This window comes from Marinobacter metalliresistant, assembly GCF_038098645.1.
Lineage (GTDB): Bacteria > Pseudomonadota > Gammaproteobacteria > Pseudomonadales > Oleiphilaceae > Marinobacter > Marinobacter metalliresistant.
The window spans coordinates 1-24,025 of sequence record NZ_CP101118.1; the positions used below are offsets into that span (position 1 = coordinate 1).

Below are 24,025 nucleotides of genomic sequence, written 5' to 3' on the forward strand. Positions count from 1 at the left end.
AAACGGTTGACAGGGTGGCGGAACGATGTAGAATACGCCTCCTTGATTGAGCCACGGCTCAACCGCTCTTTAAAAAGTTAACCAAGTAATTCGTGTGGGCGCTGGCCGAGGTATTTCGGAGATGAAATATCAGGACAGTGACTCGTCGAAATTGAGTTTTGTCTTGAGCAAGAATAGAGGATCTTCGGATTCTTGTATGATTTAAACTGAAGAGTTTGATCATGGCTCAGATTGAACGCTGGCGGCAGGCTTAACACATGCAAGTCGAGCGGTAACAGGTCCTTCGGGATGCTGACGAGCGGCGGACGGGTGAGTAATGCTTAGGAATCTGCCTGGTAGTGGGGGATAGCCCGGGGAAACCCGGATTAATACCGCGTACGCCCTTCGGGGGAAAGCAGGGGATCTTCGGACCTTGCGCTATCAGATGAGCCTAAGCCGGATTAGCTAGTTGGTGGGGTAAAGGCCCACCAAGGCGACGATCCGTAGCTGGTCTGAGAGGATGATCAGCCACATCGGGACTGAGACACGGCCCGAACTCCTACGGGAGGCAGCAGTGGGGAATATTGGACAATGGGGGCAACCCTGATCCAGCCATGCCGCGTGTGTGAAGAAGGCTTTCGGGTTGTAAAGCACTTTCAGTGAGGAGGAAGGCCTTAAGGTTAATACCCTTGAGGATTGACGTTACTCACAGAAGAAGCACCGGCTAACTCCGTGCCAGCAGCCGCGGTAATACGGAGGGTGCAAGCGTTAATCGGAATTACTGGGCGTAAAGCGCGCGTAGGTGGTTTGATAAGCGAGATGTGAAAGCCCCGGGCTTAACCTGGGAACGGCATTTCGAACTGTCAGGCTAGAGTGTGGTAGAGGGGTGTGGAATTTCCTGTGTAGCGGTGAAATGCGTAGATATAGGAAGGAACACCAGTGGCGAAGGCGGCACCCTGGACCAACACTGACACTGAGGTGCGAAAGCGTGGGGAGCAAACAGGATTAGATACCCTGGTAGTCCACGCCGTAAACGATGTCAACTAGCCGTTGGGACTCTTGAAGTCTTAGTGGCGCAGCTAACGCACTAAGTTGACCGCCTGGGGAGTACGGCCGCAAGGTTAAAACTCAAATGAATTGACGGGGGCCCGCACAAGCGGTGGAGCATGTGGTTTAATTCGACGCAACGCGAAGAACCTTACCTGGCCTTGACATGCTGAGAACTTTCCAGAGATGGATTGGTGCCTTCGGGAGCTCAGACACAGGTGCTGCATGGCCGTCGTCAGCTCGTGTCGTGAGATGTTGGGTTAAGTCCCGTAACGAGCGCAACCCCTATCCCTAGTTGCTAGCAGTTTGGCTGAGAACTCTAGGGAGACTGCCGGTGACAAACCGGAGGAAGGTGGGGATGACGTCAGGTCATCATGGCCCTTACGGCCAGGGCTACACACGTGCTACAATGGCGCGCACAGAGGGCTGCAAACCCGCGAGGGGAGCCAATCTCACAAAACGCGTCGTAGTCCGGATCGCAGTCTGCAACTCGACTGCGTGAAGTCGGAATCGCTAGTAATCGTGAATCAGAATGTCACGGTGAATACGTTCCCGGGCCTTGTACACACCGCCCGTCACACCATGGGAGTGGATTGCACCAGAAGTGGTTAGTCTAACCTTCGGGAGGACGATCACCACGGTGTGGTTCATGACTGGGGTGAAGTCGTAACAAGGTAGCCGTAGGGGAACCTGCGGCTGGATCACCTCCTTAAACGAAGCCGAAGGCTTCGGTCAGAGTCCACACGAATTACTTGGTTGGCTAATAAAGAGAGCAAAAGGGTCTATGCAGGCCCGTTGTCGGTTTGGTTCAAACCACGAGACGATCTCGGGGTTTGGCGCCGGATTCGCGCCAGCTGACAAGGCGCAGGCTGAGAGAGTGAGGGAGCGTACCCAGGTACGTGACTGAGTGATCGAAGACTGCAACGCAGCCCAGGTGGTGCGAAGACAAGCAAAACCGGGTCTGTAGCTCAGGTGGTTAGAGCGCACCCCTGATAAGGGTGAGGTCGGTGGTTCAAGTCCACCCAGACCCACCAAAATTGCGTTATCCGTCGTTATCGCCGGGCTCACGTGCTACTCGCACGCTACACCCGCCGATGCCTAGGCTAACCCAATTTTCGGAGCGCGCCTCGCGGTAAAGAGGTGGACCGAGTGGGTCATCCGCAAAGGTAGCGACGTACGCGGATGCGCCGGACAGGTTTTGTCAATCCAGGCGCAGCTTGAATGAGTGAAGGAGTGACCCTCGATGGGTCATGACGGATGCGAATGAAGGCTGCAACGACGAGTGACAGAAGCTGGACAAGTAGACGGGGCTATAGCTCAGCTGGGAGAGCGCCTGCCTTGCACGCAGGAGGTCGGCAGTTCGATCCTGCCTAGCTCCACCAAATTTACTGACCAACGCGAGTTGGCAGTGTACAGAAACAAGTTTTTCAGTTTGATGACCGAGTTAAGGGTTATGGCTGAAGGCCTTCTTTCTGATCACTGGGTCAGATTTGCTCTTTAACAAATTGGACGAGATAGAACACGAAGACGTTTTCTCATTATCTCCGAGAAAACGTGTTCAATGTGATAGCGATTTCAAGCGTTATCCGGTGTTGTCGTTGAAGTGGTTGTTATATTGCTTCAAGTGACTGTCTCGAAACAGGGTTCTTTGTCAGGCTTGCCTGGTAAGGGATGTTGATTCGTGAACAGTTGTCTTGGGGTTATATAGTCAAGCAACTAAGCGCATACGGTGGATGCCTTGGCAGTCAGAGGCGATGAAAGACGTGGAAGCCTGCGATAAGGCTCGGGGAGCTGGCAAACAAGCTGTGATCCGGGCATCTCTGAATGGGGAAACCCACCGACTTTCGGGTCGGTACCGTACAGTGAATACATAGCTGTGCGGGGCGAACCGGGGGAACTGAAACATCTAAGTACCCCGAGGAAAAGAAATCAACCGAGATTCCCTCAGTAGCGGCGAGCGAACGGGGACCAGCCCTTAAGCTGGACGACGGGTAGGAGAAGGCTCTGGAAAGGGCCGCCATAGTGGGTGATAGCCCCGTATCCGAAACCTAAGTTCAGTGAAATCGAGTAGGACGGGACACGTGATATCCTGTCTGAACATGGGGGGACCATCCTCCAAGGCTAAATACTCCTGACTGACCGATAGTGAACCAGTACCGTGAGGGAAAGGCGAAAAGAACCCCTGTGAGGGGAGTGAAATAGATCCTGAAACCGTATGCGTACAAGCAGTCGGAGCGGACGTGTTCCGTGACGGCGTACCTTTTGTATAATGGGTCAGCGACTTATGTTCAGTGGCGAGGTTAACCGTTTAGGGGAGCCGTAGGGAAACCGAGTCTGAATAGGGCGATTTAGTCGCTGGGCATAGACCCGAAACCGGGCGATCTATCCATGAGCAGGTTGAAGGTTGAGTAACATCAACTGGAGGACCGAACCCACTGTCGTTGAAAAGCCAGGGGATGACTTGTGGATCGGAGTGAAAGGCTAATCAAGCCCGGAGATAGCTGGTTCTCCCCGAAAGCTATTTAGGTAGCGCCTCGGACGAATACCACAGGGGGTAGAGCACTGTTTCGGCTAGGGGGTCATCCCGACTTACCAACCCGATGCAAACTCCGAATACCTGTGAGTACTATCCGGGAGACACACGGTGGGTGCTAACGTCCATCGTGAAGAGGGAAACAACCCAGACCGCCAGCTAAGGTCCCCAAGTACCAGTTAAGTGGGAAACGATGTGGGAAGGCTCAGACAGCTAGGAGGTTGGCTTAGAAGCAGCCATCCTTTAAAGAAAGCGTAATAGCTCACTAGTCGAGTCGGCCTGCGCGGAAGATGTAACGGGGCTCAAACTGGTCACCGAAGCTGCGGCTGTGCACGCAAGTGCACGGGGTAGGGGAGCGTTCTGTAAGCCTGCGAAGGTGTGTTGAGAAGCATGCTGGAGGTATCAGAAGTGCGAATGCTGACATGAGTAACGACAATGGGGGTGAAAAACCCCCACGCCGGAAGACCAAGGGTTCCTGCGCAACGCTAATCGGCGCAGGGTGAGTCGGCCCCTAAGGCGAGACCGAAAGGTGTAGTCGATGGGAAACGGGTTAATATTCCCGTACCTTGGATAGCTGCGATGGAGAGACGGAGAAGGCTAGGTGAGCCGGGCGACGGTTGTCCCGGTTTAAGCGAGTAGGGAGTGGACTTAGGCAAATCCGGGTCCACAATCTCGAGACGCGACGACGACTGCTCATAGAGCGGGAAGTCATTGATGCCCTGCTTCCAGGAAAATCTTCTAAGCTTCAGGCTATTCGGGACCGTACCCCAAACCGACACAGGTGGTCAGGTAGAGAATACCAAGGCGCTTGAGAGAACTCGGGTAAAGGAACTAGGCAAAATGGTGCCGTAACTTCGGGAGAAGGCACGCCGGTATTACGTGAAGCCCCTGCGGGTGGAGCGGACGCCGGTCGAAGATACCAGGCCCCTGCGACTGTTTATTAAAAACACAGCACTGTGCAAACACGAAAGTGGACGTATACGGTGTGACGCCTGCCCGGTGCCGGAAGGTTAATTGATGGGGTTAGCGCTTGCGCGAAGCTCTTGATCGAAGCCCCGGTAAACGGCGGCCGTAACTATAACGGTCCTAAGGTAGCGAAATTCCTTGTCGGGTAAGTTCCGACCTGCACGAATGGCGTAACGATGGGGGCGCTGTCTCTACCCGAGACTCAGTGAAATTGAAATCGCCGTGAAGATGCGGTGTATCCGCGGCTAGACGGAAAGACCCCGTGAACCTTTACTATAGCTTCACAGTGAACTTTGAGCATGTTTGTGTAGGATAGCTGGGAGGCTTTGAAGTGGGAACGCCAGTTCTCATGGAGCCAACCTTGAAATACCAGCCTGACCTGTTTGAGGTTCTAACTTGGTCCCCTGATCGGGGATGAGGACACTGTGTGGTGGGTAGTTTGACTGGGGCGGTCTCCTCCCAAAGCGTAACGGAGGAGCACAAAGGTGGGCTAAGCATGGTCGGACATCATGCGGTTAGTGTAATGGCACAAGCCCGCTTAACTGCGAGACAGACACGTCGAGCAGGTACGAAAGTAGGTCATAGTGATCCGGTGGTTCTGTATGGAAGGGCCATCGCTCAACGGATAAAAGGTACTCCGGGGATAACAGGCTGATACCGCCCAAGAGTTCACATCGACGGCGGTGTTTGGCACCTCGATGTCGGCTCATCACATCCTGGGGCTGAAGCCGGTCCCAAGGGTATGGCTGTTCGCCATTTAAAGTGGTACGCGAGCTGGGTTTAGAACGTCGTGAGACAGTTCGGTCCCTATCTGCCGTGGACGTTGGAGATTTGAGGAAAGCTGCTCCTAGTACGAGAGGACCGGAGTGGACGAACCTCTGGTGTTCGGGTTGTCACGCCAGTGGCATTGCCCGGTAGCTATGTTCGGACAGGATAACCGCTGAAAGCATCTAAGCGGGAAGCCCCTTCCAAGATGAGATCTCCCTGGCCCCTCGAGGGCCCTGAAGAGCCGTTCAAGACCAGGACGTTGATAGGTCGGGTGTGTAAGCGCTGCGAGGCGTTGAGCTAACCGATACTAATTGCTCGTGCGGCTTGACTATATAACACCCAAGACAATTGCGGGTAACGCAAACCGAAATCGATTATCACTCAGAAAACACCCTGAACGTTCCATCTCGTCCCCCAGTGATCAACCGTTTTGCCTGACGACCATAGCGGTCTGGAACCACCTGATCCCATCCCGAACTCAGAAGTGAAACAGACCAGCGCCGATGGTAGTGTGGCGTTGCCCATGTGAGAGTAGGTCATCGTCAGGCTCCTAATATAAACAAGCCCCGACAGCAATAGCTGCCGGGGCTTTTTTGTTGGTGCGCCAGGCATGGCGCGTAGCGCCTTGACGGGCGCTGTTCCGGTACAGGTGGTGCTGGCCGGATGACTTGGGGGTGCAAGTCCCCTGTGGGCCCGGTAAGGGGAACCACTAGCCGGACGGCAAGGGTGTCCATCGCGAGGTGGAATCTGAAGGAAGCCGCAGGCAAAACACTGACCTGACGAACAGAAATCGCATACGAGGCGGTCACACCGGGTAAGGCGGCCAATATCGTCAAAGCCCGATACTTGCACAGAAGGTGTGAACGTAGATGCGGCGGGTATAAGTGTGAAGGTCACGCGTCTTACCCTGGGAAGTCTGGTTTTCTGCCACCGTGCTACTCACCTCGTGAGGGGTGGGGATGGGAAGCCAGAACTCAGCAGAGGCCATAGTAGGTGTGTCACCGCACACTGAAGGGCTGAACATGGTTGACCGCAAGTAGGCGATGAGTGCTCGTGGTGTGCTTATGAAGACAGAAGCGGCCCGGATGGGTCAGGGCAATCAGGGAGGCGCCGGACGGAATCCGGCAGAGACTGGTGCCCGTGTCGAGGCAGACGCGGAGGCTCATTCGTGGACGAACGCGGAGCCGAACGCGCGGATGGAACAGGTGCTTGAGCGCCCGAACCTGATGCGTGCGTATCAGCGGGTGGTGTCCAACAAGGGCGCAGCTGGCGTCGATCAGATGCCCACAACGGCCCTGAAAGGCCACCTGCAACAGCATTGGCCAACGGTGCGTGAGCGCTTATTGGCCGGACGCTACCATCCTCAGCCCATACGCCGGGTCAGTATCCCCAAGCCGCAAGGCGGCGAACGGGTACTGGGTATTCCGACGGTACAAGATCGCCTGATTCAACAAGCCCTTCACCAAGTGCTGAGCCCGATGCTGGAACCGACCTTCTCGGATCACAGTTACGGCTTCCGGCCTGGGAGAAGTGCCCATCAGGCGGTCAAGGCGATGCAGCAGCACATCAATGAGGGCCACCGTTGGGTGGTCGATCTGGATCTGGCCCAGTTCTTTGACCGGGTCAACCACGATGTGCTGATGAGCCTGCTGGCTCGTCGCATCACCGACCGCCGGATACTGACCCTGATCCGACGTTATCTGGAAGCCGGCATGCTGGACGGTGGGGTGGTCAGCCCGAGACGGGAAGGGACGCCACAAGGCGGCCCGCTCTCGCCTCTGCTCTCCAATGTTCTTTTGACCGAACTGGACAGGGAGCTGGAGCGCCGGGGCCATCGGTTCTGCCGCTACGCGGACGACTGCAATATCTACGTTCGTAGCAAGCGAGCCGGGCACCGGATCATGGCCAGCCTCACCCACTATCTGGAAACGCACTTGCGCCTGAAGATCAACACGGAGAAAAGCGCCGTGGATCGGCCTTGGCGCCGGAGCTATCTGGGTTACAGCGTAAGCTGGCACAAACAGGTTCGGCTGAGGATTGCGCCCAAGAGCCTGAAAGCTCATCAGGCCAAACTGCGTCAGTTGCTCCGACGATCACGGGGGCGATCGCTGCTGACCACCATCCAACACCTGAATCCAGTGCTGCGAGGGTGGGCGAACTACTACCGCCTGACCGACTCAAAGCGCTCGGTAGAGGCGATGGACGGGTGGGTACGGCGACGACTCCGCCTGATCCTGTGGCGACAATGGAAGCGAGTTCACACTCGAGCTCGCAACCTGATGCGGCTTGGACTGGTGGAGGAACGGGCTTGGAAAAGCGCGACAAACGGGCGCGGGCCTTGGTGGAATAGCGGGGCATCGCATATGAATGCCGCACTCCCCAAGAAGGTCTTTAACCGCCTGTCTCTGGTAAGCTTGTTGGATACGATGACTCGGCTTCAGAGCCAGCCATGAACCGCCGTATACGGAACCGTACGTACGGTGGTGTGAGAGGACGGGGGAGGTAACTCCCCCTCCTACTCGATCCCGGAATTTGTGTTTATGTTGTGCCAGTCAGGGCAACCAGATTTCAAAAACGCCACCACCAAGGCTGCCGCCATTGTGCAATTTGATGGCTCCGGTTCTTTTCCCGTCGCTGTGAAGCTCGGCAACGGAAGACGCAAAGAACAGCCCGAGGCTGGTGCTGCCACTTTTGAAATCCAGGGATTTGAAGCTCAGGGTGCCAGTGTGCTGCATGCTGTCCGGGTACCCCTTTCCGTCGTCTTCAACACCTATCACGAGATAGCCGTCCCTTTCGCCGGCCGTAAGGCGGATCTTGCTCTTGGTGTAGCGTATGGCGTTATTGATGGTGTTATTGAGCGCGCCGGTCAAAAGATCCTCGTCGAAAAAGCCGTTAATCTCCTCGGCCTCTACCGAGCAATCAATGCCCAGACCCTTGAGTAGCGGGGTGTGCCGGACCAGGTGTTCGGAGAGGAAGTCGGGCACAAAGTGCTCCTCAATATGAGCAGACAGGTTATTTTCCCCCAGCCGGTAGATACCCAGAAGCTGAACCAGGTCGTTATGCATGCGTTCGGCTTCATACTGCAGGGTATTGAATCGTGAAGACTCCCCCAGTGCTCTCTCCTGTTCTGATCGCAGTTCGTCCAGGGAATTCAGGAGCATACCAAGGGAGTTCTTCATATCGTGAACAGCGGAGGCAAGGACCATTGAAAAATCAATATTATGGTTGTTCATTCGGTGAGCCCCTTCAGCTTGCGTTGCAAGGCGATATAACGTCGGTGTTGGCGGTGTTGCCCTGGCAGGTTTGATAACCGGTCCAGGCAGGTCTGGCAACGCCTGAGAAGATCGGTTTTTTCCGGGTTATTGTCGTATTCCTTCATCAGCACCTGCACCAGGTTCAGGTTCAGGGCGGCATGATCAGGAACAATTTCCAGGGCTTTGGTAAACGTGTCCGCGGCTTCCCGCAGGTCCCCGGACTCAAACGCCCTGATGCCGTCGCGGTTAAGCGTGCGGGCCATGATCTTCTGACGGAATCCGACAGGCTCGTCCAGGAGACTTTCGATTTTCTGCAGGGTGTCTGGATCATCGCTGAAACGTTCGGCCATTTCGGCCAGAAGCTGTTTCGCTTCCGTCTCGTGGCTCATCCGGAACAGGGTTTTTGCATAGTCCAGCGCCGTTTGTACGTCCAGTGTTGTGGTGTCCTGAAGCTCAGGCCTGATTCTTTCGAGGATCTTGGCCGCCTGCTGATCCTGCCCCTGGCCAGCATACACCCGGCACTGAATGATCTGACTGCGCACCGCGATGTCTTCTTCCTCCGCGAACCGTTTTTCCATTTTTTTCAGCATAGCCAGTGCTTCTTTGGCCCGCGCGGCGCCTTCTTCTTCCAGATCGCCCTCACTGAGGTCGGACAACGTTTGCCCGAGAGCAAGATAATGGCCAGAGTTGTCGTGAATCGAGTAGGTTCCGAGCTCAACGGTCCGGCGCCACGCATCCGACGCAGTGTCCATGTCCTGATTGGAGCCGGCCAGCTCCGCCAGATGCTTCTGTCTGAGCAGGGCATTAGGGGAGTGTTGTGCGGCCTGTTCGAGTATTTGCTGGGCCTGGGTCGGACGACCCTGTTGCTCCAGACCTTCCGCGAGGAGGTCATAGGCTTCCATATAGTCTGGATGCTTGGCGATAAGCTCCCGAAGTCCATCAACTGCGTCGTCGAAGCTTCGTTTTGCAAGCAGGACTTTGCAGCGGCCAAACCTTGCCCATGAAAGCTCACGTTGGGCCAGCACATCGTCAAAAACCTTGAGCGCGTGAGCGAGATCCCCCAGTTGGAAGTAGAGGTCTCCCAGGGTTTTCATCAACCAGGTTTTGTAGCGGGGTTGCCTGGGGAGTGCCTGGAGGCATAGGGAGATGGCCTCCGGATAGTTCTCCCGGTCGATTTCCCGGTTAATGGGCATAAGCGCGTTACGCTGGCTGATGAGGCTGCCAAGTCTTTTCTCTAGAACTGCCCGGTTGATCGGTTTGGTCAGATAGGCATCCGGCTGATATTCCCGAGCCCCCATTACCATTTCCTTGGATGTCTCGGCGGTGACCATCAGAAACAGGGAGGAGCGCTTCAGGAGCTTTTTATGGCGGAGTTCTTCCAGTATGTGCTGCCCGTTTTTGCCTTCCCCAAGGTTGAAGTCACAGAGCACTACATCAACGTGGTTGTAGGTGCAGTACTGGATAGCCGGATTGGCATGGGCAACCAATTCGATTTTGTCTGCGCCACAGCTGCGTAACATCTGGCGTATGGACAACCGGAAGTTCTCGAAGTCATCAATAATCAGGAATGTCAGCTTGCCGAAAGGATTGAAATCGGTTTTTGAATCGGTCATGAGCGCTTCTGCTTGAGTAACTTGTTAACCAGCGCCCGCAATGCAGCGGGTTTTACAGGCTTGTAGAGAATCTGGTAACCACGGTTAATGGCATCTTCCCGAACTTCGGGTGCCATATACCCGGTGATAAGTATCCCCGGGATGTCCTCGCTAAGCGCGTCACGGATACTGTCCATGGCATCCAGGCCATTCTTGTTATCATCAAGCTGGTAATCGGCAAGTATAATATCGGGTCTCTGGCCTTCCAGTTTTTCCATGGCATCTTCGAGGCTTTCCGCAGCGGTCACATCACACTTCCAGTTACCAAGCAAAGCCACCATGCCGTGAAGAATGGCAGGGTCGTTGTCGATACACAGGAAGTGCAGGCCGCCGAGGTTCGAAACCCGTCGTGAGGTTGAGGCAGACTTAGTGGCGACGGGCTCGTTCTGTTCCGGCGCGGCGACAGGGACGGTGATTCCGAACACACTGCCACGGCCCTGAACCGAGTGTACGCTGACCGGATGGTTCAGCATGCCACTGATCCGGTCCACGATGGCCAGGCCGAGCCCGAGCCCTTTCTTGTCCCGGCCGTGCTGGAAACGGCGAAACTCCTCGAAAATGTGCGCCAGCTGGTCTTCGGGTATACCCGGACCCGTGTCCCAGACTTCAATGCGGATATACCCCTTTAATCTCCGGCAGCCGAGCAGAATCTTCCCTTCCGGCGTATAGCGTATGGCATTGGACAGGAAATTCTGGACCACACGGCGCAGCAATTTGGCGTCCGAGCGGATCCAGACACTGCTGGGTACAACGTGGAGCTCCAGGTCCTGATCCTTGGCAATCGCCGAAAAGTCGGTCGCAAGATGTCGCATGATCTCATTAACCGGGAAGGCCCCGATGTCCGGTTCCAGTGCACCTGCATCAAGTTTGGAGATATCAAGCAATGTACTGATGATCTCTTCGGCAGCACCGAGGGAACTGTCAATATGATCCACCAGATCTTTCATTTCAGTATCGTCGGCCTTGCCAGCCAGGGCAGAGGTAAACAGACGGGCCGCATTGAGGGGCTGCAACAGATCATGACTGGCCGATGCCAGAAACCGGGTCTTGCTCTGGTTGGCCTGCTCGGCAACGGATTTCGCTTTCAGCATCTGCTCATTGATGACCTGAAGCTCCTGGGTACGCTCCTTCACCCGTTGTTCAAGGTAGATATTGGTTTCCTTGAGGGCCTGCTCGGTCCTTCGCATGGCTGTGATGTCCTGGAAGGTGGTTGCATAGCCACCCCCGGGTATCGGGCTGCCGTCTACCCGCAGGACGGTTCCGTCGGGCCTCTGGCGCTCGTAGGACATCGGCCGGCCTTCCCGCATGCTGGTGCAGCGGTCCTCGACAATTTCATCAATCCTGCGGGCTGACAGGTTGGCGTTGGTCAGGTTATACCGCATCAGATCTTCGACCGGGCGCCCAACCTTGACAAACCCCTTGGGGTAAGTGAACAGCTCGAGATAGCGATGATTCCAGACCACCAGTTGTTGCTGATGGTTAACCACCGAGACGCCCAGACTGATGTTTTCAATGGCTGACTGTAGCAGTTCCCGGCTGAACGTCATGGCCTGGGAGGCCTCATCGACGATGCTGACCACGTCCTCAATCTGCATGTCGCGACCGGTGAGGGTGGATTCCAGCACCACGCGGGCCGTGGAGGCCCCGATAACGGAAGCCAGCTGCCGCTCGATGTACTTCATGAGGTGGGCGGATGCAGGACGGTGTGGGTGCAGCCGGATGGCGTTGCGGCGCTCGTAATTCCGGAAAATCGTCTCGGAACGCTCCTCGCCCATGAAACGGTCGGTGAGGGCCTGCAGGTCAGAGGTCAGAATCTCGCCCTGCCAGCTCTGGTGCTGGGCGGTTTCCGCTTTCGGCTGGGGATCGTGAAAGAACGAGGCAATCTGGATTTTTTCCCGCACCCGTTGTCGGGTAAGCATGGAAAGCAGGATGTAGACCACGGTATTTATGCCAAGGCTCCAGATAATGCCATGGCTGATCTGATCCAGATCAGAGCCAAACAATGCCGTGGGTCGGGTCCAGTTGATACCCCAGATGCCCTGTTCAATCAGCGAGTCCGTTACCCATCCGGTGGTTGCGAGTGCCGGCAGCAGCAGGGTGTAGCACCACATCAGGAAACCCAGGCCGAGGCCCCAGACGGCGCCCATGTAGTTGCCGCGCCGCCAGATGATACCACCAACCAGCGCCGGCCCGAACTGCGCGGCTGCTGCGAAGGAAAGCAGTCCAAAGGCGGTCAGGCTGTAATCCTCGCCCGCCATACGGTAGAAGCCATAGGCAGTCAGCAGGACCACAAAGATCGCGACACGGCGAATGCTGAGCAGAAGATAGCTCAGGTCGTTGCGCCGGTTCATCCCCGGCCGGAAAAATTTCAGGAGCGCCGGCATGATAATTTCGTTGCTTACCATGGTGGCGATGGCGACCGAACTGACGATCACCATGGCCGCTGCGGCGGAGCCACCACCCAGAAACGCCAGTATCGCAAGCCATTCCTCCCCGGCCATGATCGGCAACTGGAGAATCAGTATATCGGGGTTGCCCGCGGCCGCTTCGGGAGACAGCATGCCCGCCGCAGCGATGGGAAGTACAAAGGCGGAGGCCACGATCAGGTAGATGGGCATGGCCCAGCGCGCGATCTCAAAATCCCGGTGATCGGTGTTCTCGACCACCATGACATGGAATTGTCTTGGCAGGCAGATGATAGCCAGCATCGCAACCAGGGTCTGGGTGATAAAGGCGGGAGCCTCGATGCCGTCGGTGGTCAGGGTGCCCATCAGGTCGGCGTCTTTCGCCCGGGAAAACAGGTCGCCGAATCCACCGTACAGGCCGTAGCCGACAAAAAGGCCGACGGCGATAAAGGCCACGAGCTTTATCAGGGACTCGAAGGCGACCGCCTGAATCATCCCCCGGTGGTGCTCCGTCGATTCCAGGTGCCGGGTGCCAAACAGCACAGTGAATACCGCCAGGGCCAGGGTGATGTACCAGGCAGAATCCTTCCAGGCCGCTGAGCTTAGCCCCTCGTAGCCGGTACCTGTCCCGGACAGGACGGCGAAGCCCATGGCAATGGCTTTCAGCTGCAAGGCAATGTAGGGAACGCTGCCTATGAGGGCGAAGGTTGCGATCATCGCGGCCAGGAGCTGTGATTTGCCGTACCTGGAGGCGATGAAATCGGCGATGGAGGTGCTGTTGTTGCGTTTGCTGATGTAGATAATCCGGCGCAGCATGTGAGCGCCGAACACGAAGACCAGCAGCGGGCCCAGGTAAATCGGGAGAAAGCCAAGGCCTTCCTGGGTGGCGCGGCCCACGGCGCCATAGAAGGTCCAGGAAGTAAAGTAAACTGCCAGTGACAGGGCGTAGATATGGGTTCGTGCCAGGCGCCGCCGATACAGCCCCGGATGTTTGTCGCCGGCCCAGGCGATCACGAACAGGATCGAAATGTAAGTGATGGAAATAAGAGCCAGCAACCAGGCGCTAATCATGGATATTCATTCCCGTCAGGGTCGGCAGGTCAGGGCGTCACGCTATTGTCGCATCATTCCGCACAGACGGTGTCATACAGGGCATCTCCGGGTTCAAGAACCTTCAGATTGTCTACCCGGGGGCTTCCGTCCGATCCCAGGGGCACGAGTTCCCGGGACGCACAGTTGATGATGTGAATGCGGTGGGAAACGGCGTCTATCACCTTCTGTTCGAAGCGATAGAGCGTAAACCGGACGATGTCATCGCTGTTTGTGTCACGGCTGATACTCTTGATATCCACAGTCGAAAAAGCGGTAACATACGGAAAAACAAAGGTCCAGGGCCGCCAGAGGATGCCGTCAGTTTCAGTATTCACAACCACGGCTTCTTCCGGCAGGCGGGATTGTTTCTGGTCGAACCAGGTGTATTCCATGTAGATGAGATAGCCGAGCATGCCGGCGCCGGCAAAAACGGGGATGATCCACTTCGGGGCTTTGTTTCGGGTAGCGGCCCTGATACCCAGAGCGATACCTGCGGCACCCAGGCCGCAGACTACTGTGGCAACAAATGTCCAGAACATAAAATAACTTCCTCAAAAAAGAACGGGCTCCCTCATTGAGGAAGCCCGTTCAGTATCAACCTGTCAGTTCAGGGAACGAATCAGGTTGAGATGTTGCTCAGTGGTCTTGAGCCTGACCGGCACCACGTGGGTAACGGACGCTTTCAACCAGCTCCTGAATCTCAACGGGCGGCTCTTCAGTTGCGTTGGATACAATGAAGGCTACCGCAAAGTTGACAATTGCGCCAACCGCGCCGATGGACAGCGGGGAGATGCCCAGCACCCAGTTCTCCGGGGTATCTGCCAGGTTGTTGGTACCCGGAATGAACAGCCAGCCCTTATAGACGAAGATGTACGCCAGGGTGAAGCCCAGGCCGGTCAGCATGCCGGAGATGGCACCGGTGTTGTTAACACGCTTGGAGAAGATACCCATCATCAGCGCCGGGAACAGGGACGCGGCGGCAATACCGAAGGCAAGTGCCACCACCTGTGCCGCGAAGCCCGGGGGATTGGCGCCAAGCCAGGTCGCCACCGCGATCGCGACAGCCATGGAGATCCGTGCTGCCAGCAGTTCGCCTTTCTCCGAGATGTTCGGGTTGATAGACCCCTTGATCAGGTCATGACTCACCGCGGAGGAAATCGCCAGCAACAGGCCCGCTGCTGTGGACAGTGCTGCCGCGAGGCCGCCCGCCGCAATGAGACCGACCACCCAGCCTGGCAGGTTGGCGATTTCCGGGTTGGCCAGAACCAGGATATCCCGGTTAACGACCAGCTCGTTGCCTTTCCAGCCACGGGCGTCAGCCTCGGATTGGAAAGCTTCGCTGTCGTTATACAACTGGATACGGCCATCTTCGTTCTTGTCGGTGAACTGAATCAGACCGGTAATTTCCCACTCCCTGATCCAGTTCGGACGCTCATCGTACTGGATTGGCTCAGCTGCGGTGCCGTCCGGGTAGATGGTGGTCATCAGGTTCAGGCGCGCCATGGAAGCAACAGCCGGCGCAGTCAGGTACAGCAGGGCGATGAAAACCAGGGCCCAGCCGGCTGACCAGCGCGCGTCGGCAACTTTCGGCACGGTGAAGAAGCGGATGATGACGTGCGGCAGGCCAGCAGTACCGATCATCAGTGACAGGGTAAACAGGACCATGTTCAGTTTGTTGTCCACGTCCGCGGTGTACTCGTTGAAGCCGAGGTCGGTGATGACCTGATTCAGCTTGGAGAGTAGCGGCATGCCGGAGTCCACGTGGGTGGAGAACAGGCCGAGACCGGGAATAGGGTTACCGGTCAGTTGCACGGAGATGAACACGGCAGGGATGGTGTAGGCGACGATCAGCACGCAGTACTGGGCAACCTGGGTGTAGGTGATACCCTTCATGCCTCCCATAACGGCGTAGATGAAGACCACGACCGCAGCAATGATCAGACCCAGGGTGGCGTCAACTTCGAGGAAGCGTGAGAAGGCAACACCGGCACCGGCCATCTGGCCGATTACGTAGGTCACGGACGCGACGATCAGACAGATAACCGCCACCAGGCGCGCATTCTTGCTGTAAAAACGATCACCGATGAACTCGGGTACGGTGAACTTACCGAACTTCCGCAGGTACGGGGCCAGCAGCATCGCAAGCAGAACGTAACCGCCGGTCCAGCCCATCAGGAAGGTGGAGTTGGCGTAACCACCGGCGGCAATCAGGCCCGCCATGGAAATGAAGGATGCCGCTGACATCCAGTCGGCACCGATCGCCATACCGTTGGTGATCGGATGAACGCCGCCGCCGGCAACGTAGAAGTCCTTGGTGCTACCGGCTTTCGCCCAGACAGCGATCAGGATATAGATGAGGAACGAGGCCCCTACGAAAATGATGTTGATGGCAAATTGGCTCATTCGTTCTTACTCCTCGTGCACGCCGAATTGTTCGTCGATCTTATTCATGCGCCAAGCGTAGAAGAAGATCAGAGCGATAAACGTAAGGATGGAGCCTTGCTGGGCGAACCAGAAGCCCAGATCGGTGCCACCAATCGGAATGCCCGCGAGCATCGGACGAAGCAGAATTGCAAAGCCATAAGATACCAGGGCCCAGACAATCAGGCTCCCGAATATCAGGCGCAGATTCGCCTTCCAGTACTTCTCAGCGTCGTAGCTATGACCAACTGACATAGGATCACTCCTGTTTTGTTGTTGTGGAGGTTGGGTGGGTTTTTGGCGAGGCACTTGGGTTAGAGAATTTATTATTCATATAAGTACTTCTCCGACTAGTTGTCCCTACTGACTTTACTGGTCAAGCGATTTATAGATATTGGCAAAAGGTCTAATTCTCAGTCATTTGCCGAATAATTGATCGAATTCTGCGCACTCGTTCGTAGCTGGAATTAAAAACGATGCATGTTTTGCAGTCGCCGGTGATAAAGAAGCTTGTCGTGGAGTCCCTTAAGGGTTTTTACCCCCTCCTTCCGGGCCTTGTTCAGGGCCACCAGGGTCAGCTCTGCGGTCGCCAGGGCATCGGACGCGGCGTGGTGCCGTTCAGTAACCTCCAGGCCAAAATAGTCCGCCCAGTGATCAAGGCCCTTGCCGCCCGTCTTTGTATTCGGAAAAAAGGCCGGCATCAGGTCTGCAACGTCCATCCAGGTGTGGCTCAGGGTGTAGCCAATCTGGGCCCGTAGGGTTCTCTCCAGGAATTTCTGGTCGAATGCCGAGTGATAGGCCAGTACGGGATCGCCGTTCATCCATTCCAGCAGGTAAAGCAGTGCATCTTCGGTTTCCTGGCCCTGGGTAAGGGCTTCGGGGCCAATTCCGTGGATGAGTACGGTTTCCCGTATATCCAGTTCCGGTCGCCTCAGAATCAGATCAAACTGGTCACTGAGGTGGATAATGCCGCCCCGGATGGCAACAGCGCCGATTGCGATGACCTCATCTTTCGCAGCATTCAGCCCCGTGGTTTCCAGATCGAGTACAATCAGGCGGCAATCGGATAGCAGCTGCTCCCCCGGTGATTTGGGATGGGGCAGATTGTCCGGGTCGTGGCTGCCAATCTTCCCGCCCCGGCGCTGCTCTATCCATTGTTTTATCTGTTCCAGCATGACGTGTTGCCTGACGGTCAGAGTTGGTAGGTCACTTCGAGTTTCTGTTGCAACCGCTGAGCCTGTCTGAAAGACTCCCGGAGGATGCGCCGATCCAATGGGTTCAGATCGTCCGGATCAATGTAGTTGGTCAGTTCTTCGCCCTTTTCGAGCATTTCCTGGTGGGCTCGCATCCGGATGGCCTGGATCAGGCTATAGCTTTCCTTCCAGGCATTGGCGTCCTTCGGATCAAAGACCCCTTTTTTTGCCAGCTCATCCATGCGCTCCAGGGTGTTTGCCGTTTCGACCCCGTTGGCTAATGCAAAGACCCTGATCGCTTCCACGAAGGGCGCAAGGCCCTGGCGTTTGAGGTCAAGCGCACGCTTTTTGCCTTCTGAGACATAGCGGAAATTCCGGAACATGGTCAGCGGCGGCTTCCGTTGAAAGGCATTGCCCGCCAGCATCTTCTGGAACAGGGCGTTTTTCCGGATACGGGACAGCACTTTGTCCAGCAGATCATGCAACGGCTCGGTGGCGCCAAACACCGCTCTCATATCGAGAAAGATTGAGGAGTACACCAGGTTCTGGGGTGTCGAGGCATCAATAAACCGGATAAACCAGTCGTCCCATTCCCTGTCACTGAGGCAAAGCTTCGGGTTGCTGGCCATGATGTTGCCTTTGCACAGGGTAAAGCCGCACTCCGCCAGCTCCTGGGTGACGGTCTGGGCAAATGGCAGCAGTTTCTCCCGAACCTGTTCTTCGGTCATGCCTTCCGGGGTCCGGAACAGGATGCCGTTGTCCTGATCGGTCAGCAGTGTCTGCTCCTGGCGCCCTTCGCTGCCGAAGGTCAGCCAGGTAAAGGGAATGCCCGGGTCGTTTTTCTTGATGTTCAGTTCCAGTACCCGTCGAACGGTTACGTCGTTCAGGGTTGTGATGATCTTGACCACCTGCCCGGAATCGGCGCCGTGGGCCAGCATGGCATCGACCAGACGGGACACGTCTGATCGCAGGCTGACCAGGGTGCGCAAGTGGGTGGCGGTACTGATGGTGCGGGCAAGGTTGACCAGATCCACCCGTTGAAGGGCGAAAAGGTCCCGCTCCGACACTACGCCAATAAGTTTGTTTTCATCATCGACCACGCACAAGTGGGCAAAATGGTGTTCCGCCATCAGCATGGCAGCCTCAAAGGCATCCGCATGGGAGGGCAGGCAGCAGGGCTCTTTCGTCATGACCTGCCGAATTGGCGTATTCAGGGGGCCCTTTTCCTCGGCGATCATGGTACGAAGATCCCGCAGCGTAAAAATGCCGGTTGGGTGGCGGTTGTCGTCGGTAACGATAATGCTGCCGACGTTGTTTTCGTGCATGCGTGCCACTGCTTTTCGTACCGGAAGGTCCGGGGAGCAGACAATCGGATTGCGCAGGGCAAAGCGCTCAAGAGGCGTGTCCAGGGACGTGCTGGAGCCCATGGAGGCCATAGCGCCGGACTGGATGCGCCGGTTTACCTGATCAAGCAGGCTGCTGACACCGCGAAGGCAGAAATCCCGGAAAGGCTCACTCTCTGAAAACAGGGTAATGAAGGCATTCTGTCCGATGCTGAGGCAGAAGGTGTCTCCAGACGCGCGGTGCAGGGTTCTGGTTGGCCGTTCGCCAATGATGGCCGCCAGTGGAAAGCATTCGCCCTGGCTGATTTCAAAGGTGGTTTCCGTCCGGTCTTCCTTTTCATTATGTCGCTCGCCACGAATCCGCCCCTGCTTGACCACGTAGAATCTTTTTTACGACGCCCTGATCCGGAGACAGAACGGCGTCGCCGTCTGCATAGAACTGCAGAGATGCGTGCTCGGCAAAATGTGCGAGGTGCGTATCATCCATGCTGGAGAAAGGCGCATGTTCCCGAAGAAAGGTCATAATCGCGCGGATGTTCTGGGGGGGGGTGGTTTCTGTGTTTGCTGCGGCCATGTCCGTATCCACTCGATTGTTATTATTTTCCGTAAGAAGTGTAGTTCAGTGAGTAAGGTCACCGCCCTACGATTTTCGTCGCAAACTGACTGACGCAAGTCAGTTTTCTTTAAGGGAAGGGGGGTGGGTGGTAAAGTTCCTGTCGAACCAGGTCATTAATTGTAATGTCATGACTACCAAAGACGAACGCCTCAGTTTTCTTGAGGAAATGAAAGATGTCCGGCGCATCCGAAAGCCCAACCGCGCCGAGGTATCGACACCCCGTGAACTGACGCCAGGGCATCTTGAGCGACAGCGGTCCGCCGTGGAAAATCCGGTCCGGGACAAAAACCCCCCTGACCTCGGACATAGTCGAACCTCTCACAGCCCACGACGTTCTGAGCTGGCGGCGTCCGGGCATACAACACGGGGTATTTCGCAAGCTGCGGCTGGGGCAATACCCCATTGAAGCCCGGCTCGATTTACACCGGATGACGGTGGAACAGGCCCGAAGAGAAGTGTTTACATTTGTCGGTGATTGCGTCCGTTATGGTCTGCGCTCTGTGATTATTCTCCATGGCAAGGGGGAGCGCAATCCTGATGGCATTGCACAATTGAAAAGTTACCTTGCCAAGTGGTTGCCCGAGCTGGCTGATGTCATGGCCTTCCATTCGGCCCAAAAACACCATGGTGGAACCGGAGCGGTTTATGTCATGGTGCGAAAAAGTGAACGGGACAAGCAGCACAATCGTGAAGTTCACGGAAGCCGTTAACGGCTCCAGCTTCTGAGGTCTTCAAATCTGGTCATTCAAACGGCCAAACGGAGGTTATCGTCGTGAAAAAAGCAATGTTGGTTGTATGTGCAGTACTGGCGCTTGCTGGCTGCAAGGATCGCGTAATCTGGAACGACAACGGCAAGGTGGAAGAGGCAACCACGGACCGGGAGGTCTGGGATTCCAATGATCAGATGGAAACCGGAGAGCGCAAGATCTGGGTTAACAAGGACGGAAAGGAGGTTATCAAGTAAGACCGGGTGAACTTCGACACCAATAAGAACGATAAATCCGGCGCACAGAACCGGAATGCCTACAGGAGAGAGTAGGAATGGCATTAAGGCTGACAGTCAACGGAGAGCAGCATTCGCTGGATGTGGAGGGGGATACACCCCTGTTGTGGGTAATCCGTGACGAGCTGGGGCTGAAAGGTACCAAGTTCGGCTGCGGTGCCGGACTTTGCGGCGCCTGCACGGTGCATCTGAACGGCCAGCCTGTCCGGTCCTGCTCGACGCCGGCTGAAATGGCGGCCGGTGGCCAGGTGCAGACCATCGAGGGGCTGGGTGGTGGCGATCAGCTTCATGCCCTGCAGCAGGCCTGGATTGAGCAGGGCGTTCCGCAATGCGGTTACTGCCAGTCGGGCCAGATCATGAGTGCGGCACACTTGCTGGCCAACAACCCGGCTCCCTCGCGGGACGATATTGTTGCCGCGATGACAGGCAACCTGTGCCGTTGCGGAACTTACTCCCGGATTATTGCGGCGGTGGAATCCGTTGCCACCGGTTCATCCAACAGTCAGGAGGTGTGACATGGCGATGAATCGACGGGATTTTCTCAAGGTCGGCGCTGGTGTCTCCGGCGGTCTGGTGGTTTCCCTGGCTTTGCCGGGCTGTGCCGGAATCCAGACAGGTTATCAGCCAGAAGCCGGTGAGTGGCGGCCGGATGCCTGGCTGGAACTGACCGAAAACGATGAGGTGTTCTTCACCCTGGCCCGGGTCGAGATGGGGCAGGGCACCTACACCGGGCTGACGACCCTGATCGCGGAGGAACTGGAAATAAAGCCGGAGAGGATTACGCCTCGCTTCGCTCCGGTTGCGCCCGAGTACCGTAACCCCCTCTACAAATTGCAGCTCACCGGGGGCAGCACCAGTGTGGCAACCAGTTGGGAACCTCTGCGAATGGCGGGGGCCGAAGCCCGGCTGATGCTGGTAATGGCTGCGGCCCGGGTCTGGAACGTGGAGGCTGCCGAATGTCATGCCAGCGAAGGTCGGGTTGTACATCCGAACGGTATTGATTCCATGGCCTACGGCAAGCTGGTGGAGTTGGCCGCAAAAGAAGTGGTGCGCGGTGACATTGCCCTGAAGCCCCGCAAGGAATGGAAATATATTGGTAAGCAGCAGGGCAGGCTGGATGCCAGGGCCAAATCCACTGGTACGGCTGTATACGGTATCGATGTGGAACTGCCGGACATGGTCTATGGGGTGGTCGCCCGACCACCCAGGCACGGAGGTCGTGTGACTGGCTTTAACGGCGATGAGGTCCGGGCCATGACCGGAGTGCTTGAGGTTTTTGAAACCGAGCGCGGTGTCGCCGTGGTTGCCGACAAGTACTGGCGCGCCCGTAAGGCCCAAGAGGCACTGAGCGTCGAATGGGACTTTTCGGAGGCTTTGTCCGTATCCACAGAGGATGTCTTTGAGTCTTATCGTACCGCGGCAGATGAAGATTCTGGCGAGTCCGAGCGCAGCGAAGGCAGCTTCGAGCGTGCGGTTGAGGGGGCAGAACGGGTTCTGGAGGCAGAGTATGCCCAGCCGTACCTCGCCCACGCTACCCTCGAGCCGATGAACGCAACTGCCTGGTACCGGGGCGGCCGGATGGAAGTCTGGGCGCCGACCCAGGCACCGGACCTTGGCCGGATTGCGGTTGCCAGAGTGACGGATCTCGGGCCGGATGACGTCACCATCAACACCACCTTCCTCGGCGGTGGCTTTGGCCGCCGACTGACTCAGGATTACATCGAGGAAGCGGCTGCCGTGGCGTATCGGGTCAGACGGCCGGTCAAAGTGATCTGGTCCCGGGAAGAAGATACCCGGCACGACCTGTATCGTCCGGCCATGCTGCACCGGATGAGAGCCAGCCTGTCTGGCGGAGAGCTCACCGGCTGGCACCACCAGATTGTGGGCCCGCAGATTCTTGATTGGTATGTGCGTAATGCTGCGCCAGCCCAGTATCCCTGGGCGCCGAAGTTCATGTACGGCACCCTGGGCAAGGTGGGCCTGATGGCCGAAGGTATTGCCACACCCAAGGATATGTCCGCCATTGAGGGGGCCATTGAGTACCCTTATCAGGTGGATAACATCGATATCCGCCATACCCACACGGACCCCGGCGTACCCGTAACCTGGTGGCGATCGGTGGGTTATTCCCACAACGGTTTCGCCGTTGAAACCTTCATGGATGAACTTGCCCACGAATCCGGGGAGGATCCCTATCAGTTCCGTCGCCGGCTGGTGTCCTCGGAGCCAAGGCATCTGGAAGTGCTCGATCAGGCTGCGCACCTTGCGAACTGGACCTCGCCTGCGCCACAAGGCCGTGCCCGGGGCATTGCCCTGTTCCGGAGCTTTGGCACCTACGTTGCGCAGGTGGTAGAGGCCGGAATCGAGAACGGTGCGATTCGGGTTTACAAGGTGGCCTGCGCGGTAGACTGCGGCCAGGTGGTTAACCCCCGCATCGTGGAAGACCAGATTGAAGGCGGTATCCTGTTCGGACTGACCGCCGCGCTCTATGGCGAAATCACCCTGGAGAGTGGACAGGTCCAGCAAAGCAATTTTCACGATTACCAGTTGATGCGACAGTACGAACGCCCGGAAGTGCTGGTGGGTATTGTGGACAGTGCCGAAGCGCCAACCGGTGTCGGCGAGCCGGGTGTGCCGCCGGTGATTCCGGCGCTTGGCAATGCCCTGTTTGCCCTGACCGGTAAGCGCCAGCGCAGCCTGCCACTGAGAGCGGATGCCTGATATGGAGATTTCCCGGTCGTCTCTGGCTGCGGGCCATCAATCCGTGATTCGCGACATCGCGGGCTGGCTGGAGCAGGGGCAGAAGGTCTGGTTATGCACCATTGTGGAAACCTGGGGCTCTTCACCCCGGCCGGTGGGCTCCTGGCTGGCCATTGGCGAATCCGGCCAGTGGAGCGGTTCGGTATCCGGCGGCTGCCTGGAAGAGGATCTGCTCAGGCGCACGGCCGGGAGCGGCCCGGATCAACCGGTCCTGATCGACTACGGCATTACCGATGACGACCGTGACCAGTTCCAGTTGCCCTGTGGCGGTCGAATCCGGCTTCTTGTCGAGCCTCTGCACAGTGAGGCAGGATTTGACCACGTCCGCGCGTTGGCGGAGGCGTTGAGCAATCGTGAACCGGTTGCCCGGCGGGTTCCGCTTCGGGGCGCGCCGACCCTTGAGTACCGGCGATCCCATGACCGGTCTTCGGTGGCCTTTGACGGTGAGCAGCTGGTGCATGCCCTGCAGCCCGGGTGCCGGCTGTTGCTGATTGGCGCTGGCGAGGTGGCCCGGTACGTGTCCGGGTTTGCCACAGCGGCGGATTTCTCGGTGACTCTGTGTGAGCCCCGGGAGGCCTTTGCGGACGGATGGGGATACCCGCATATTCCGCTGGACCGCCGCCTGCCTGATGACCTGGTGGCGGAAGGGTTTAACGATGCGTTTTCCGGCGTTCTGGCGCTGGCCCATGACCCCCGGATTGACGATATGGGGCTGCTGGCGGCGTTGCAGTCGAAAGCATTTTACATCGGTGCCATGGGCTCCCGAAAGACCTCGGAAGCACGGCGTGAACGACTGAGTTCGCTGGGCCTGGAAAACGCGGCACTCGACCGCTTGCGCGCCCCCATTGGGGTCGATATTCCCAGCAAGACGCCTGCGGAAATTGCAATCTCCGTGGTCGCGGACCTGATCGTGGCCCGACACCATTTGCGGGCCGCCCCTCCATCCCTATAATGTCGGCAAATGAACGTGTCAAAGACATCTGAACCCCGGGA

The 24,025-nt window shown here is 57.0% G+C and carries 13 protein-coding genes, 2 tRNA genes, 3 rRNA genes and 1 pseudogene; 11 read left to right on the forward strand and 8 right to left on the reverse strand.

Translation table 11 applies throughout. The features are described from left to right. Window positions 1-203: 203 nt before the first annotated feature. The 6 genes from NLK58_RS00005 (at window position 204) to ltrA (ending at window position 7,746) form a co-directional block, all read left to right on the forward strand. Window positions 204-1,738 (forward strand): 16S ribosomal RNA (locus NLK58_RS00005). A 245-nt stretch (window positions 1,739-1,983) separates the two neighbouring features. Then, window positions 1,984-2,060, forward strand: a tRNA-Ile gene (locus tag NLK58_RS00010). A 272-nt stretch (window positions 2,061-2,332) separates the two neighbouring features. Then, window positions 2,333-2,408, forward strand: a tRNA-Ala gene (locus NLK58_RS00015). A 324-nt stretch (window positions 2,409-2,732) separates the two neighbouring features. Beyond that, a 23S ribosomal RNA gene (locus tag NLK58_RS00020) occupies window positions 2,733-5,625 on the forward strand. A gap of 101 nt (window positions 5,626-5,726) precedes the next feature. Next, window positions 5,727-5,841, forward strand: a 5S ribosomal RNA gene (gene rrf, locus NLK58_RS00025). The 16S, 23S and 5S rRNA genes sit together here with 2 tRNA genes alongside, the layout of an rRNA operon. Before the next feature lie 516 nt (window positions 5,842-6,357). After that, window positions 6,358-7,746 (forward strand): group II intron reverse transcriptase/maturase, encoded by a 1,389-nt coding sequence (ltrA, locus tag NLK58_RS00030; RefSeq protein ID WP_341581639.1) that lies wholly within the window; start codon window positions 6,358-6,360, stop codon window positions 7,744-7,746. Between the two features lie 99 nt (window positions 7,747-7,845). On the opposite strand, the gene NLK58_RS00035 is transcribed toward ltrA, so the two are convergent. From NLK58_RS00035 to NLK58_RS00070, 8 genes and pseudogenes are all read right to left on the reverse strand, one after another. Next, on the reverse strand, window positions 7,846-8,526 hold the full coding sequence (locus tag NLK58_RS00035; RefSeq protein WP_117620136.1) for a sensor histidine kinase KdpD: 681 nt from the start codon (window positions 8,524-8,526) through the stop codon (window positions 7,846-7,848). Further along, a complete protein-coding gene (locus NLK58_RS00040) occupies window positions 8,523-10,160 on the reverse strand; it encodes a response regulator (protein WP_341581641.1) in 1,638 nt (545 codons plus the stop codon). Before NLK58_RS00040 ends, NLK58_RS00035 begins: the two co-directional genes overlap by 4 nt. Beyond that, window positions 10,157-13,675: a PAS domain-containing hybrid sensor histidine kinase/response regulator gene (locus NLK58_RS00045; RefSeq protein WP_117620138.1), complete on the reverse strand. Its 3,519-nt coding sequence runs from the start codon at window positions 13,673-13,675 to the stop codon at window positions 10,157-10,159. Before NLK58_RS00045 ends, NLK58_RS00040 begins: the two co-directional genes overlap by 4 nt. A gap of 53 nt (window positions 13,676-13,728) precedes the next feature. Beyond that, the gene (locus NLK58_RS00050) at window positions 13,729-14,235 is read right to left on the reverse strand and encodes a hypothetical protein (protein WP_117620139.1); all 507 of its coding nucleotides are present in this window, start codon (window positions 14,233-14,235) and stop codon (window positions 13,729-13,731) included. A 97-nt stretch (window positions 14,236-14,332) separates the two neighbouring features. Next, window positions 14,333-16,099: a sodium:solute symporter family protein gene (locus NLK58_RS00055; protein WP_341581642.1), complete on the reverse strand. Its 1,767-nt coding sequence runs from the start codon at window positions 16,097-16,099 to the stop codon at window positions 14,333-14,335. A 6-nt stretch (window positions 16,100-16,105) separates the two neighbouring features. Further along, the gene (locus NLK58_RS00060; protein ID WP_117620141.1) at window positions 16,106-16,372 is read right to left on the reverse strand and encodes a DUF4212 domain-containing protein; all 267 of its coding nucleotides are present in this window, start codon (window positions 16,370-16,372) and stop codon (window positions 16,106-16,108) included. Between the two features lie 212 nt (window positions 16,373-16,584). Beyond that, window positions 16,585-17,292: a PolC-type DNA polymerase III gene (locus NLK58_RS00065; RefSeq protein WP_117620142.1), complete on the reverse strand. Its 708-nt coding sequence runs from the start codon at window positions 17,290-17,292 to the stop codon at window positions 16,585-16,587. Window positions 17,293-17,309: 17 nt separating this feature from the next. Then, window positions 17,310-19,227, reverse strand: a pseudogene (locus tag NLK58_RS00070) (putative nucleotidyltransferase substrate binding domain-containing protein). Window positions 19,228-19,511: 284 nt separating this feature from the next. On the opposite strand from NLK58_RS00070, the gene smrA reads away from it, so the two are divergent. From smrA to NLK58_RS00095, 5 genes are all read left to right on the forward strand, one after another. Beyond that, a complete protein-coding gene (gene smrA / locus NLK58_RS00075) occupies window positions 19,512-19,979 on the forward strand; it encodes a DNA endonuclease SmrA (RefSeq protein WP_341581643.1) in 468 nt (155 codons plus the stop codon). A 62-nt stretch (window positions 19,980-20,041) separates the two neighbouring features. Continuing rightward, window positions 20,042-20,233, forward strand: a complete 192-nt coding sequence (locus tag NLK58_RS00080) for a hypothetical protein (RefSeq protein WP_117620144.1) — start codon at window positions 20,042-20,044, stop codon at window positions 20,231-20,233. A 77-nt stretch (window positions 20,234-20,310) separates the two neighbouring features. Continuing rightward, complete coding sequence (locus tag NLK58_RS00085) at window positions 20,311-20,787, forward strand: (2Fe-2S)-binding protein (RefSeq protein WP_117620145.1); 477 nt, start codon at window positions 20,311-20,313, stop codon at window positions 20,785-20,787. 1 nt (window position 20,788) lies between these two features. Then, a complete protein-coding gene (locus tag NLK58_RS00090) occupies window positions 20,789-22,993 on the forward strand; it encodes a xanthine dehydrogenase family protein molybdopterin-binding subunit (RefSeq protein ID WP_341581644.1) in 2,205 nt (734 codons plus the stop codon). 1 nt (window position 22,994) lies between these two features. Then, window positions 22,995-23,984, forward strand: a complete 990-nt coding sequence (locus NLK58_RS00095; RefSeq protein WP_341581645.1) for an XdhC family protein — start codon at window positions 22,995-22,997, stop codon at window positions 23,982-23,984. Window positions 23,985-24,025: the final 41 nt, after the last annotated feature.